Source organism: Streptomyces sp. LMG1-1-1.1, from assembly GCF_040815545.1.
Lineage (GTDB): Bacteria > Actinomycetota > Actinomycetes > Streptomycetales > Streptomycetaceae > Streptomyces.
Genome location: NZ_JBFPNH010000012.1, coordinates 39,098 through 52,903 on the forward strand (window position 1 = coordinate 39,098; position 13,806 = coordinate 52,903).

General features: G+C 73.9%; 9 protein-coding genes. 5 read left to right on the forward strand and 4 right to left on the reverse strand.

The window, feature by feature from the left end:
• The first annotated feature begins 50 nt into the window (after positions 1 to 50).
• From MRBLMG1_RS04030 to MRBLMG1_RS04045, 4 genes are all read left to right on the forward strand, one after another.
• Entirely contained in the window at positions 51 to 1,943 is a 1,893-nt protein-coding gene (locus MRBLMG1_RS04030) for a helix-turn-helix domain-containing protein (protein ID WP_367820770.1), read from the forward strand.
• 442 nt (positions 1,944 to 2,385) lie between these two features.
• On the forward strand, positions 2,386 to 3,651 hold the full coding sequence (locus MRBLMG1_RS04035) for an esterase/lipase family protein (protein WP_367820772.1): 1,266 nt from the start codon (positions 2,386 to 2,388) through the stop codon (positions 3,649 to 3,651).
• 31 nt (positions 3,652 to 3,682) lie between these two features.
• Entirely contained in the window at positions 3,683 to 4,708 is a 1,026-nt protein-coding gene (locus tag MRBLMG1_RS04040; RefSeq protein ID WP_367820774.1) for an alpha/beta fold hydrolase, read from the forward strand.
• Positions 4,705 to 6,156: a carboxylesterase/lipase family protein gene (locus tag MRBLMG1_RS04045; protein WP_367820775.1), complete on the forward strand. Its 1,452-nt coding sequence runs from the start codon at positions 4,705 to 4,707 to the stop codon at positions 6,154 to 6,156. The genes MRBLMG1_RS04040 and MRBLMG1_RS04045 overlap by 4 nt, the downstream gene beginning before the upstream one ends.
• A 30-nt stretch (positions 6,157 to 6,186) precedes the next feature.
• Here MRBLMG1_RS04045 and MRBLMG1_RS04050 read toward each other — a convergent pair whose 3' ends face one another.
• Genes MRBLMG1_RS04050 through MRBLMG1_RS04065 form a run of 4 tightly spaced genes read right to left on the reverse strand, consistent with a single transcriptional unit; the run spans position 6,187 to position 13,136 of the window.
• Positions 6,187 to 6,798 carry a hypothetical protein gene (locus MRBLMG1_RS04050; protein ID WP_367820776.1) on the reverse strand — a complete coding sequence of 204 codons (612 nt, stop codon included), beginning with the start codon at positions 6,796 to 6,798 and terminating at the stop codon, positions 6,187 to 6,189.
• Positions 6,795 to 7,157 carry a hypothetical protein gene (locus MRBLMG1_RS04055; RefSeq protein WP_367820778.1) on the reverse strand — a complete coding sequence of 121 codons (363 nt, stop codon included), beginning with the start codon at positions 7,155 to 7,157 and terminating at the stop codon, positions 6,795 to 6,797. The genes MRBLMG1_RS04050 and MRBLMG1_RS04055 overlap by 4 nt, the downstream gene beginning before the upstream one ends.
• On the reverse strand, positions 7,154 to 12,298 hold the full coding sequence (locus MRBLMG1_RS04060) for an HD domain-containing protein (RefSeq protein ID WP_367820780.1): 5,145 nt from the start codon (positions 12,296 to 12,298) through the stop codon (positions 7,154 to 7,156). Before MRBLMG1_RS04060 ends, MRBLMG1_RS04055 begins: the two co-directional genes overlap by 4 nt.
• A gap of 46 nt (positions 12,299 to 12,344) precedes the next feature.
• Positions 12,345 to 13,136: an SGNH/GDSL hydrolase family protein gene (locus MRBLMG1_RS04065; RefSeq protein ID WP_367820781.1), complete on the reverse strand. Its 792-nt coding sequence runs from the start codon at positions 13,134 to 13,136 to the stop codon at positions 12,345 to 12,347.
• 147 nt (positions 13,137 to 13,283) lie between these two features.
• Here MRBLMG1_RS04065 and MRBLMG1_RS04070 point away from each other — a divergent pair, with 147 nt between their 5' ends.
• On the forward strand, positions 13,284 to 13,685 hold the full coding sequence (locus MRBLMG1_RS04070) for a nuclear transport factor 2 family protein (RefSeq protein WP_367820783.1): 402 nt from the start codon (positions 13,284 to 13,286) through the stop codon (positions 13,683 to 13,685).
• Positions 13,686 to 13,806 lie beyond the last annotated feature (121 nt).

Here is a 13,806-nt window from a genome sequence, read left to right on the forward strand (position 1 = left end):
TCGTCCACAGGGGTGGTGCGATCACAGGTACGGCAGGTATCCCTGTGTCCATGTCCCACGAACACGTCTCCTACCTGGAACTCCTCGCCCGAGGAGCCGCGACGGAGGCCTACGACCGGCCGGTGCTGCTCGCCCGCGCGAGCGGCGCGGGCCCCGAGGCGCTGGCCGAACTCGAAGAGGCCAAGCAGCTCGCCCTGCGCGTCCGGGCCGAGCTGGAGGGCCGGCGGCGCCGCGAGGCGGAGCTGTCCGCGCTCTTCGCCACCGCCCACGACCTCGCGGGACTCCGCGACCTCGACGCGGTGCTGCGCGCCATCGTGCAGCGCGCCCGCTCGCTCCTCGGCACCGAGGTCGCCTACCTGAGCCTCAACGACCCGGCCGCCGGCGACACGTACATGCGGGTCACCGAAGGGTCCGTGTCGGCCAGGTTCCAGCAGCTCAGGCTCGGCATGGGGGAGGGGCTCGGCGGCCTCGTCGCCCAGACCGCCCGCCCCTACGTCACGGACGACTACTTCGATGACGCCCGCTTCCAGCACACGCGGACCATCGACACGGCGGTACGCGACGAGGGCCTCGTCGCCATCCTCGGCGTCCCGCTCAGCCTCGGCAGCCAGGTCATCGGCGTGCTGTTCGCCGCCGACCGCAGGGCCAGGGTCTTCGAGCGCGAACAGGTCGCGCTGCTCGGCTCGTTCGCCGCGCACGCCGCCGTCGCCATCGACACGGCCAACCTGCTCGCCGAGACCCGCACCGCCCTCGCGGAGCTGGAGCGGGCCAACGGGATCATCCGCGAGCACAGCGCCGTCATCGAACGGGCCTCGGAGGTCCACGACCGCCTCTCCGAACTGGTCCTGCACGGCGGCGGCGTCCACGACGTGGCCGATGCCGTCTCCGAGGTCCTCGGCGGCACCGTGGAGTTCACCGGGACGGAGGCGGGACCGGCCCGCCCTGCCGACGGCCACGCCGTCCGCGACGGCGACGACTGGGTGGCCGCCGTCTCCGCGGGCGGCGAGACCCTGGGGGCCCTCGTCCTCCACGGGCAGCCCGAGCTCGACCCGGTCGACCAGCGCACCCTGGAGCGCGCCGCCCTGGTCACCTCCCTGCTGCTGCTCGCCCGCCGCTCGGCCGGCGAGGCCGAACAGCGGGTGCGCGGCGAACTCCTCGACGACCTCCTGGACGCCCCCGACCGCGACCGCCGCCTCCTGCGCGAGCGCGCCGCCCGGCTCCGCACCGACAGCGAGGCCCCGCACGTCGTGCTCGCCGCGCGCGTCGACCGGGCCGCCGGCGAAGCGGACGGTGACGGGGGCCGCCGCGAGAGCGCCGACCGCCGGCGCCTGTGGTCGGCCGCCTCGCACCTGGCCGCCACCCGCCACGGACTCGCCTCGGCCCGCGACGGCGGCACGGTCCTGCTGCTGCCGCTCGGCCCCGGCGAGAGCGCCGCCGACCTCGCCCGGCAGACCGCCAGGAACCTCGGCGGCACCCTGCGCGAGCCGGTCACCGTCGGCGCGTCCGCCCCCGTACGGACGATCCTCGACCAGCCGGACCGGGTGGCCGTCGCCTACCAGGAGGCCCGCCGCTGCCTGGACGTACTGGTCCTCCTGCACCGGTCCGGCCAGGGCGCGGCGGCGGAGGACCTCGGCTTCCTGGGCCTCCTCCTCGCCGACAGCCGTGACATCGACGGCTTCGTCGACCGGACGGTGGGCCAGGTCGTCGGCTACGACCAGCGCCGGGGCACCGACCTCGTGCGCACCCTGGAGGCGTACTTCGCGAGCGGCATGAGCCCGGCCCGCACCAAGGACGAACTCCACGTGCACGTCAACACGGTGGCCCAGCGCTTGGAGCGCGTCGGGCGCCTCCTCGGCCCCGACTGGCAGTCACCGGCCCGCGCCCTGGAGATCCAACTGGCCCTGCGCCTGCACGCGATGTCGGCCGCCGTCACCGGGAGATGACCCCGACGGCCCCGTGCCCCGCTCGACCCGAGCGGGGCACGGGGCCGTCGGCGAGGGTCAGGCGTCGACACCGACACGGGAGTTCGCGGGGCGTCCTCAGCGATCTCACCGAGGTCCCGGTCACGGGTCTCGCGGGCGCAGGCGAGGGCGACGACGGTGAGCAGCGCGGCGGCGATCACGTACAGGGCCTGGCCGTGGCGGCGAGCAGCAGCGGCCCGAAACCGTCCTGGTCCACCCGCCGCGCCCCGGACGACCATGCGCGACGCTCTCTTTGTGTGTGCTGCCCCTATGCCCTGGCTCGGTCGGCCCGCTTAACGTGGGCAGACCCGGGGCCGGGACGGGCAGCGGGTGGGTCGCGCCGTGGGCGCACGAGTGGGGGAGGTCGGGCGTGGCCGACAGACGGAGCAGGGGGACGCGGTGGTGTGGGCGCGCAGCCCGGGTCATGGCCGTGGTGGGGGTGGTCGCGGCTGCGGTCGTGGTGTCGCCCGCCGCCGCGAGTGGCGCCACGACGGCTACCGCGGCCGCCCCGCCCCCGTACCTCACCCTCGAAGCGAGCTACGGGGCGGGGACCGTGACCAACGGCTGGGAGCGCGTCGAGCGCTATGCCGACACCACCACCGGATTCCGTACCGAGGGCTTCCCCGCGGACGGCCGCGGGGACCAGGACGGGAAGCGCGTCACGTACTTCGGCGGCGTCGCCCGGCCCTCCTCGGGGCGGTTCCTGCTCTACTCGGCCCCCGGCTGGAACACCGGAAGCCGCACCACACCCGTCCTCCTCGTCCACGGGGCCAACGACACCGCGGACCGCGCCTGGGCCAACCCCGGCGAATCGGGCGGCTACGGATGCGGCGCCGCCTCCTGCCCCTCGACCGGACTCATGCAGTACCTCTCCCAGCGCGGCCACCGCGTCTTCGCCGTCGGATTCGCGCACAAGCAGGGCGACAACCTGATGCAGGCGCAGATCGTCGGCGACGCCATCGCCGCCGTCAAGGCCAAGTTGGGCGTCGACAAGGTCGACCTCGTCGGCTGGAGCAAGGGCGAGATGTCGACCCGGGCCTACGTGTCCTCCGTGAAGCCGAGCTGGGGCCGGGCGTACGCCGGTGACGTACGGCGTCTGATCACCCTCGGCGGCCCCAACGGCGGCTACGACTACCCGTACGCCCACGGCTGGGCTCACGACTTCTCCATCTGGCCGGAGTGCGGAGGCAAGGTCAACGCGCCCTCCCCGCACTCCCACATGACCTGCTACGGCCTCTACACCGCGCACCCCGAGTACTCCATGACCCCGGTCGGCGGACAGGACAACTACCCCGGGCAGCGGCAGATGCTGGCCCGCTGGGACGGCGTGTACGGAGTCGACGGCGCCGCCCAGGACTGGTACACGACGTACTACGGCGGCCAGGGCTTCTACACCGCCGGCAGCGGCATCCAGGCCGCCATCGACGCCGGATCGCTGATCGCCCCGCTGCACGCCGCCGGCGTGCCCGCCACCGTCACCACCTACCTCCTCGCCGGCGGATCCGCCGACATCGTCGGCATCTTCAACGAGAACCGGGGACCAAGCGACGGCGTCGTCTTCACCTCCAGCGCGCTCGACACCACCGGCATCACGACGGTCGGCGGCACGGCCACCATCGCCGCCGCCAACCACCTGGAACTGGGCTGGCACGGCTCGGCCGCCACCCAGGTCGCCACCTGGCTCTCCTGAAGCACCCGCCACGACCACAGGACCCGAGGACATGACCGCTCTCCACACCCGCCGCGTCACCACCGGCAGACTGACCCAGCAGATCACCGAGACCGGAACCGACGGCGAACCCGTCGTCTTCGTCCACGGCAACGTCTCCTCCTCCGCGTTCTGGCACACCACGCTCACCGCGCTGCCGGACCACTACCGCGCCATCGCCGTCGACCTGCGCGGCTTCGGAGGCACCGACCCGCTGCCCGTCGACGCCACCCGAGGCCTGCGGGACTACGCCGACGACCTCGCCGACCTGCTCACCGCCCTCGACATCGACCGGGCCCACCTGGTCGGCTGGTCCATGGGCGGCGGCGTGGTCACCCAGTTCCTGCGCGACCACCCCACCGCCGTCCGCTCCCTGACCCTCGTCAACCCCGTCTCCCCGTACGGGTTCGGCGGCACCCACGGAGCGGACGGCGCCCTCAACTCCGAGGACGGCGCCGGATCCGGCGGCGGCACGGCCAACCCGGGCTTCGTCCGGCTGCTCGCCGAAGGCGACCTCGGCGAGGACTCCCCGCTCTCCCCGCGCTCCGTCCTCGCGGCCTGCTACGTCAAGCCGCCGCTGCGCCCCGAGCACGAGGACGCGTACGTGGCGTCCATGCTCACCACCCGCCTCGGCGACGACCACTACCCGGGCGACAGCAAGGAGTCCGCCGCGTGGCCCGGGATCGCGCCCGGCACCCGGGGCGTGCTCAACTGCCTCGCCCCGATCCACTTCCGCGTCGACGACCTGCACCTGATCGACCCCAAGCCGCCGGTCCTGTGGATCCGGGGCGAGGACGACGTCATCGTCTCCGACACCTCGATGTTCGACCTGGCGCACCTCGGCGCCCTCGGCGCGGTGCCGGGATGGGACGGAACCCCCGCGCAGCCGATGCTGGCGCAGACGCGCCGCGTCCTCGACCGCTATGCGGCGGCCGGCGGCACCGTGCGGGAGGTCGCCGTCGCCGACGCCGGGCACGCCGTCCACATCGAACGCCCCGAGGAGTTCGGCAAGGCGCTCATCGAGGTGCTGTCCGCATGATCGTGTGCCGTACCCGGCAGGGGGAGGTCCGTGGCCGGACCTCCCCCGACGGGGTGACCTCCTTCCTCGGCATCCCGTACGCCGCCCCGCCCTTCGGCGCCCTGCGCTTCCGGGCACCGGCGCCGCCCGAGCCCTGGACGGGCGTACGCGATGCCACGGCCCACGGGCCGTCGGCGCCGCACGCCCCTTACGCCCCGCCCTTCGACGCCCTCATCCCGGAGCACGACATCCCGGGCGAGGACTGTCTGAACCTCGACGTCCGGACCCCGGCGCCGGGGCCGGGCGCCCGCCTCCCCGTGATGGTCTGGCTGCACGGAGGGGCGTTCACCAACGGCTCCGGCTCGGCGTCCGGGTACGACGGGAGTGCCTTCGCCCGGGACGGCGTCGTCTGCGTCACGCTCAACTACCGGCTCGGAGCCGACGGTTTCCTGCACCTTCCCGACCGCCCCGACAACCGCGGCCTGCTCGACCAGATCGCCGCGCTCCGCTGGGTCCGGGACAACATCGCCTCCTTCGGCGGCGATCCGGACCGCGTGACGGTCTTCGGCGAGTCGGCGGGCGCGATGAGCATCGGCTCCCTGCTGACCACCGAGGCGGCCCGCGGCCTGTTCCACCGGGCCATCCTGCAGAGCGGAGCCTGCCACCACTTCCTGCGCCCGCCGTCGGCCCGGCTGATCGCGGACCGCCTGGCCGAGAAACTCGGCATCAAGCCGAACCCGGAGGCCGTCGCGGCCGTACCGATGTCCGAACTCCTGTCGGCCCAGTCGGAGTTGCGTGCCGAGATCGGCGCCGACCCGGACCCGGCCCGGTGGGGCGAGGCGGCCCTCAACGTGATGCCGTTCGAACCCGTCCACCCGGGCCTCGCCCTCCCGGCCCCGGACTGCGGCGTCGACCTCCTCGTCGGCAGCAACCGCGAGGAGTTCCGCCTCTTCCTCGTCCCGACGGAAATACTCCACGTCATCCCCGAGTCGTCGCTCCGCGCCATGACCGCCGCCTACGGCCTCGACCCCGACGAAGCCCTCCCCGTCTACCGGGCCACCCGCCCGGACGCCACCCCGGGCGACCTCCTCGCAGCGGTGGCCACCGACTGGTTCTACCGGATCCCGGCCATCCGCCTCGCCGAATCCGTCCCCGGCACCCACCTCTACGAATTCGCCTGGCGCTCCCCCCGCTTCGACGGCGACCTGGGCGCCTGCCACGCACTGGAACTGCCCTACGTCTTCGACCGCCTCGACGACCCGTCGTACGCGCCGCTCCTCGGCGACCACCCGCCCCAGGCCCTCGCGGACGCCGTGCACGGCGCCTGGGTCTCCTTCGCCGAGACCGGTGATCCCGGCTGGCCGGCGTACGACACGACGACCCGCGCGACGATGACCTTCACCACCACCCCCACCACCGTCCCCGACCCCCGGGCGCGGGAACGGCTCCTCTGGGAGGGCGTCCGCTGACGGGCCCCGGCCCCGGCCGTGTCGACGCGCCTACGGAGCCGTACCGCAGGCGCGGGCCGGGCGCAGGCTCACCACGGCGGCCTGGGGCACCGCGACCACGCCGCCGGATGAGGTGCGCACCGACACCTCGCGGGCGTCGGCGGCGACCAGCTCACCGCAGGTGACGCCGGTGCGCGTCAGCACCTCGACGACGGGAGCGGGCGCGCCTCCGCCCCCCGTCGTGACCCAGGCGACCACGACCGCCCCGACGACCAGGACGACGCCGAGCACGCAGCAGACCGACGCGCGGGCCAGCGCCCGGGTCACCCGTGACACCTCCTGCTCGGTCCAGCGCCGCAACGCCTGTCCGCCCAGGAGGATCTCGCTCCCCGGCACCCCGTGCGCGGCCCGCACCGCGAGCAGCGAACCCGCCACGAGGAGCACGAAGGCCGACACGAGCAGCCCGCTCGCGGTGGTACGGGCCCACACCGGAAGGTCCGCGAGGTTGTCCCGGCCCTTCAGGAGGACGAGCACCGCGAGGAGCGTCGTCAGCCCGGTCAGGCCGGTGCGCCAGCCTTCGGCCTGTCTGCGCAGTTCCGGCAGGCGCGTGAACTCCAGCTCCCGGGCCCGTTCGGCCCACCGCCGGTCCGAGTGCGCGGTCACCGGACGCGCCAACTCGCCCCGCACCCGCGGAACGAGGTGTCCGGCGGACACGCGGGGTGCGCGTGCCCGCACTCGCAGAAATGCGTCTCGTCGGTCAGGGGGTCCGGTTCCGCCGCACCTCGTGCGCTCGGGTCCGGGTTCCTCAGGAGCCGGCCCAGCACCCCCTTCGTCCCGGTCCCCGGCAGCGCCCACGCGAACAGCGACTCCGTACGCCCGTGGCAGCGCGGGCACGTTCCGGCGACGACGACGCCCGTCCCCGGCACCGTCCGCCGGGTGAACAGGGCGGAGTCGACCTCGCCGAGGTCCTCCTCCGCGTACACCGTGGCGTGGTCGTGCGATCGGGCGGGTGAGCTGGTCATGCGCGGTCCTCGCGGGTGTCCTCGGCCGAGTCGTCATTCGTGTCGTCGGGCGCGTCCCCGGGCGCGTCCCCGGGCTCCGGTTCCAGCCCGAACAACGTCGCGTACAGGCGCAGTCGCTCCCGCACCCACGCGGGCGACTCCCCGACGGCCCGGGCCCGGACGGCCACCTGTTCCCGGCTCACCGTCCCGCCGAGTGCGGGCAGCCTCCCGTCGAGCCGTTCGGAGAGGATCGCCAGATCCTGCCAGCGCGGCACGACGTCGGGTCCCCCGCTGATCTGCGGCACTTCCCCTTCGAGGGGCAGGTAGGGCCTGATCCGCTGCCACGTGCGGCCGACCGGCTCGCCGAGGCGGCCGGCGACGCTGACGAGGTCGAGCGGCACGAGAGGGGATCCGGCGGGGGAGACGCGGTGGTCCGGGTCGAGGGTCGCGAGGGTGTGCGCGTCGGGCATCTCGGCGGGGAGGGCGGCCATGGCCTCGGCGTCCAGCGCGGGTACGAGCGCCCCGATCGCACGCAGTGGCACGAGCGCGGCGTACGCCTCCCGCACGCCCTGGTGGCGTTCGCGCGCGTAGACGGCGAGCTTCTTCGGGGTCAGCGGGGCCCACCGGGGGGTCTCGCACCACTCGCCGTCGTCATCGTCGTCGTCGATGCCGTAGGTGAGCAGGGCGATCGTCTCGTCTCGGGAAGGGGTGAACTTCTTCAGTTCCTTGGGGAGTTCGGCCGCGACGAGGTCCGGTCCGAGCTTCAGGCGGTCCGCCTCGCGGTTCGCCGTCTTCCACATGTACGAGAGTTTCTCGCGGAGCTCCTGGCTCGCGGTGAACAGGACGGCCGAACTGGCGGGGACCGGGTAGTCCGCCGAGTCCCAGGAGGGATCGGGGCCGGAGAACGCGTACTTGCTGGGAATCGGCAGTTCGTCCCAGGCCCGCAGCAGGCTTGCGGCGTCCGGAAGGGAAACCGCGGCGGAGCGCAGTTCGTCGAGGGTCCAGGACAGCTCCTCCCAGCTGGTCGTGTGCGGCTTGACGTAGGCGAGGTCCCGGAGGGACACCCCGCCTTCGAGCCGGACGTCCACGTCGTGAAGCCAGCCCACGAGCGTCCCGGTCTCGGGTGACGGGACGAGGGTCCGTCCGGCCGATCCCTTCGTGTAACGACGGCGGTGGGTCAGACCGAGGTCCCGCGCGTGGGCGGAGAGGATCCGCTCCGCCTTGTGCAGCGGGATCTCCCACTCCGCGGCGAGGTCGAGGGTGGCGGCCCACGGCAGCGCCGTCCGTCCGTCGCCCGTGTCCACGACGTAGCGCCGCAGGAGGTGGAAGAGGTCGTACGGAACCGAGGCCCAGCGCTCCACGGCTTCCGGGTCGGGTACCGGGCGCAGCCAGCCGAAGCGGGTGACCGTCCGTACGGCCTCGTGCGTCGTGCGGCCCGCCAGGAGCGCCGCCGCCCGGAGGTCCCAGGGGGTGGTGGTGGGCCGCCAGCTGTCCTCGCCGTCCGGGACGTAGAGCAGTGACAGCTCGTCCCGGGTGCACACGTGGTCGCGGTGATGGTCGGGCGCGGAGGGGACCGGGTCGGAAAGGAACGGCGCGTACTTGACGCACGTGTCCGTCACATCGCCCAGGGAGGTGCGGTATTCGGCGGAAGTGCGGACGATCCCGCTGAGGTCCCCCGGCGGGTGCCGGTAGTGGATCCCCCTCTTCCCGCGGTCCTTTCCCCCGGTGACGCCCCCGAAGCTGACGGCGAGGTGGGGGTACGGGTCCCTCTCCGGGCCCAGGAGCCCGGACACGACGTGCAGGTCGGTGTAGTCGGGCTTCCAGTCGAGAGCGCCGGCTCCGAAGACCGGTGGGGCCGCCAGTCGCGGATGGGCGACGCGCAGGGACCGGGCCGCGCGCAGCACCTCCGCGACCTCCACCCGCTGCGTGTGGGCGACCTTGACCGCGTTCCGCCAGTCCCCTTCGACGTCGTCGGCGATGTGCGACCAGCCCGGCTGCGGTACCGGATGCCCTTCGAGGGACGCGGGAGCCGCTTCGCGCTGCCCGCCGAGCCGATGCCCGAGGGCGGCGGTCCGCCACGGCCGGATGGCGTCGTGGAGCCGTCCGTCCTTGCCCCTGGCCCTCGACCGATCGTCCACGTGTGAGTCCAGCCTGAACCAGCCGACGTCGTCGAGGTCGACGGTACGGCCCGGGCCGGCCGCGACCCGCACGCCCTTGCCCCGCCACTCCTGCCACAGGATCCGGGCGACGGCGGGGTTGCGCGACTCCATCGACCAGAGCCATGCGAGGGTCAGGGCGGGCCACTCGGCCAGCACGCGAGCACCCAGGCGGATCCGGTCGTGCGCCCACCTGATGTCGAAGTCCTCCAACTTGTTCCGGTTCACGCTGAGTTTGCCCCGGTACTCGCCCGACAGGTTGAGGACGTGGCCGACCGCGCGCTTGTCGGTGACGATGCCGTCGCACACGATCGCCCCGTTGCCCTCGACCCACCACAGGGTCCCGGGGACGGCCTCGACGGCCGACTCGGCGGCGATCGTGAACTTCCCCTCCCCGGCCTGCAGGACGCCCGCGGGCCAGGTGGCACCCCGGCCGTCCTCGTCCCGTACGTCCAGGGCGAACTCGCCGACCAGTACCTGGGAACGCAGGGCGGACAGGCAGGAATCGCCGTCCAGGTGGCGGTCGTTGCGCAGGTAGAGGCGGACGCGGGTGCCGCCGTCCGGGAGGTCCGTGGGGCCCCGCTCGTCGACCTCCCGCACCCGGAACAGACTGCCGCTGACCGGGATCTCCACGCGCAGCGCCTTCTCGGCGGGCTTGCCGTCGGGGCCGACCGGCCGGGTGACGATCACCATCTCGTCGGCCAGCATGAAGTAGCTGAACACGCCGATGCCGAAACGGCTGTTGGGGTAGAGGCGCAGCGTCCTGTCCTGGCGCAGCCACGCCGCCTGTTCGCGGCGGAACGCCTGGGACTGGTCGAAACGGCGGCCGCCCTGGGTGAACGTGCTCCTGAGCTGGCTCTCGGTCATGCCGACGCCGTTGTCGACGCACTCGACGTAACGGCGGCCGTGCTCGTCCCGGCCGGTGCGGAAGGTGATGCCGCCCGCCCAGGGGCGGGGTGCCTTGCCGCAGCTCCGCAGGTAGCGGACGCGCATGTCGCGGTAGCGGCAGGCGTCCAGGGCGTTCTGGTACAGCTCCCGCAGGGCGAGCGCGGGCTTCCCGTCGTACAGCTCCTCGCCCATGAGCAGGCGCCGGATCTCCGTCTGGGCCAGGGAGAAACGGGTGAGGGGGACGTCGTACGCGTCGAGGCCGTGCTGCTCGGCGGGTCGCAGGCGGTGGACCGTGAGGCGGGCGGGCAACCCGCCGAGCAGGGCGCCCTCGTCGGTGGGGAGCCGCTTGGCCGACTCGGCGAGCGCGTGGACGAGTTCGTCGGCGTCCTCGACGGCCGAGGTGAGTGCCGCGTGGAGCGCGGGGTGCGGGCAGACGGCGTCCAGATGCAGGTACGCGGGTGCGTCACCGGTGCGGTCGAGGTCCCACACCGCGTCGCGGAGGACCGCGATCAGCTCGTCCGGCACCACCGGGTCGGAGACCGCGAGGTGCTCGGCGACGACCTCCGGCATCCGGCGGGCGTCGAAGGAGAGGAGTCCCGCGACACGGAGCAGCGCCGCCAGCGGGCCGGTCCGCAGGCGCTGCGGGGTCTTCCGTACGACATGGCGCTCGGGGAGCGTGTGCCGCCGGCCCTCGGGCGCGTCGCCGAGGGTGAGGCCCGCGGCCACGGTCCGCAGGGCGGCGGAGAGTTGGGCCGTCCGGCCGGTGGACGCCGGGCTCCGGCCACCCGCCGGCGGAACCGTCCCGTCGAGCAGCCGGGCCACGAAGCCGGCGCACCACACCTCGGGCACGGGCTCCTCGTCGGTGGCGAAGCGTTCGGCGATCCACCGGTGGGTCAGCCACAGGGCGACGGCATGGCGGTCGTCGGACGGGTCGGCGTCCCACCAGAACCAGTCCACCAGCTTGTCGGTGATCTGGGGATGGTGCTCGGTGATCTGCTCGTAGTGCCGCCGCAGCTCGTCGGCGTCGGGCCGGCGGCGCACCGAGCGCGGACGGATCTCGGCGGCCTGGCTCAGCCGGTCGGCCCAGGCCGCCTCGTGCAGCAGGACACCGGCGATCAGGGCCGTGACCTCCAGGGCGGACAGCCCGGCGTCCTTGGGCAGCAGCATCGGGAGGACGTCGCGCAGCAGCCGTACGGGGAACTCGTCGTCGGCCCACGGGTCGTCGATCCGCTGCCGCGCGTGGTGCACGTGCCGGGCGACGTCGGCCGCGAGGAGGGCCAGGCAGTCCTGGAAGCGGGCGACGGCCTCGTCGTCGCCCGTCGCCACGTGGTCCCAGAGCGCCGGCATCCGCACGGCGTCCTGCCACTCCTCGAGGAGACGCCTGCCGTGGGCGACCTCGCGGGCCCTGGTCTCGGCCTCCCGGTCGGCGCCGTAGCGGACCTGGACCCGCTGCGTCCCCGCCCCCGCGCGCCGGGCCAGGTTCCGGGTCTCCCGCCGGGCCGCCTCGTACACCTGCTGCACCGTGGTCGCCTCGGTCAGCGGGTCGAGGGCCCGCGCGAGGGCGAGCGAGAAGAAGCTGCCGGTCTCCGAGCAGCCGCCGCGTTCGCCGGGCCCGCAGCCGGTCAGCACGGCGAAGCCGGAGCGGGGCGGACCCGTGAGGATGCGGCTTCCGAACGCGGCGCCTGCCGCGTCCTCGGCCGACCGGCACGCGTCGACGAGCCACAGGACGGTGTGGGCGGCGCAGTCGACCAGGTACCGGCTGATGTCGGCCTCGAGAAGGGACTCGCGCACGTGCGGTTGATCCCAGCCGCCCCCGGCCGCGCCGGTTGCGGTGGAGGCCCGCGCGTCGGCGGGCACCAGGTAGTCGGTGTCCCCGACGCGCACCCCGTGCCCGGTGAAGTGGAGGAGCAGCGTGCTGCCGGCGGGTGCGGCGACGGCCAGCGCGGTGATCCGCTCGGTGATCTCGTTGCGGGTCGGATCGCGCAGCGTCTCGACGGCGTAGCCGCTTCCCCGCAGGGCGGTTTCCATCGCCGCGAGGTCGGCGTCGACGGCGGCCCCGAGGGGAGGGAGGTGCCGGGCGACACCGGGGTTGTCCCGCACACCGATCAAGAGCGCCACACGGCTCACGTCCGCCACCACCGACCCCCCGGTTCCCCTCCGAAGATCACATGATGACATCCGGGGCGAGCGGAACGAGGTCGGGGCGTTTGGCGGTGCGGTCGTCCCCGGAGGAGCGGCCGCGCAACCGGCGGCCGAGCCACGGGCCGAGGAACTCGGCGGCCCAGCGCAGCTCGCGGGCCACGCCGTTGGTGCCGTGGCCCGGCGGCGTCGGCAGGGGGCGGGTCCAGGAGTCGTCGCTGCCGGGCAGGGCGAGGGCCTGGGCGACGGCGGCGGCGATGCGCTCGTGGCCGAGGGGGCCGGAGTGCAGCCGGTCCGCGCTCCACAGGCGGAGGTCGCTCACGACGTCGTGGTCGCCGATCTCCGCCACGACCACGCCGTGCCGGTGCGCGGCCGTACGGATGCGCTCGTTGAGGGCGACGAGGCGGTGGCGGACGGGTCGGGCGAGCGGGATGACGCGGGTGACGTCCGGGAAGGTGAGGGTGGCGACGAGCGCTCCGCCGGCGGTCAGCGCGGCGAACATCGCCTCCAGATGGCCGGCGGTCTCGTCGGCGTCGAAGCGCGGCCGCAGCAGGTCGTTGACCCCGGCGACCACGGTCGCCAGGTCGGGCCGCAGGGCGAGCGCCGGCGCGAGCTGCTCGGCGTGGACCTGCCCGGCGACGCGGCCCCGGACGGCGAGGTTGGCGTAGCGCAGGTCGGGGTTGTCCCGCCCGAGGTGTTCGGCGAGGCGGTCGGCCCAGCCGCGCAGCCCCGTGGTGTCGTCGCCGTCGCCGAGTCCTTCGGTCTGGCTGTCGCCGAGGGCCACGAAGCGCGAGAAGCGAACCGGTGTGGCGGTCATGGGCAGGGCCTCTCTCCAGGAGCGGTCCGTGGGCCCGTCCCGTTTTCGCATCGTTGATTAGTCGCGAAAGCGAGTATAGACACCAGGCCATGGCACTCGTAATCTCCGATACACCTATTCAACAAGTTGCCTAGAGGTGGTCGTCCCGTGCATCCCTTCCGCAAGGCCGTAGAAGACCGCGACGAGGCCGCGATCGAGGCGCTCCTCGCCGAGAACGTCGTCTTCACCAGCCCCGTCGCCTTCAAGCCCTACCCGGGCAAGGCCATCACCGCGGCGATCCTGCGCGGTGTGATGCGCGTCTTCGAGGACTTCGCCTACGAGCGGGAGATCGCCGACCCGGCCGGCCGCGACCACGCCCTCGTCTTCACGGCCACCGTCGGCGGCAAGCGCATCCAGGGGTGCGACTTCCTCCACTTCGACGAGGAGGGCAAGATCGACGACTTCACCGTCATGGTCCGGCCGCTCTCCGCGGCCCAGGCGCTCGCCGAGGCCATGGGGGCCCAGTTCGACCGGATCGCCCGCGAGGCCGCGGACGCCGCCGGGGCGTGACCGCCGCGTCGCGGGACGCGGCGGCCACCCCTGTTCAGCGGGTGGAAGCGGTCGCGCCGTCTCGCCCGGTGCCGGCGGGGGCATCGGCTCGGCGGATGGCGGCGGTGCATCGGCTCGGCGG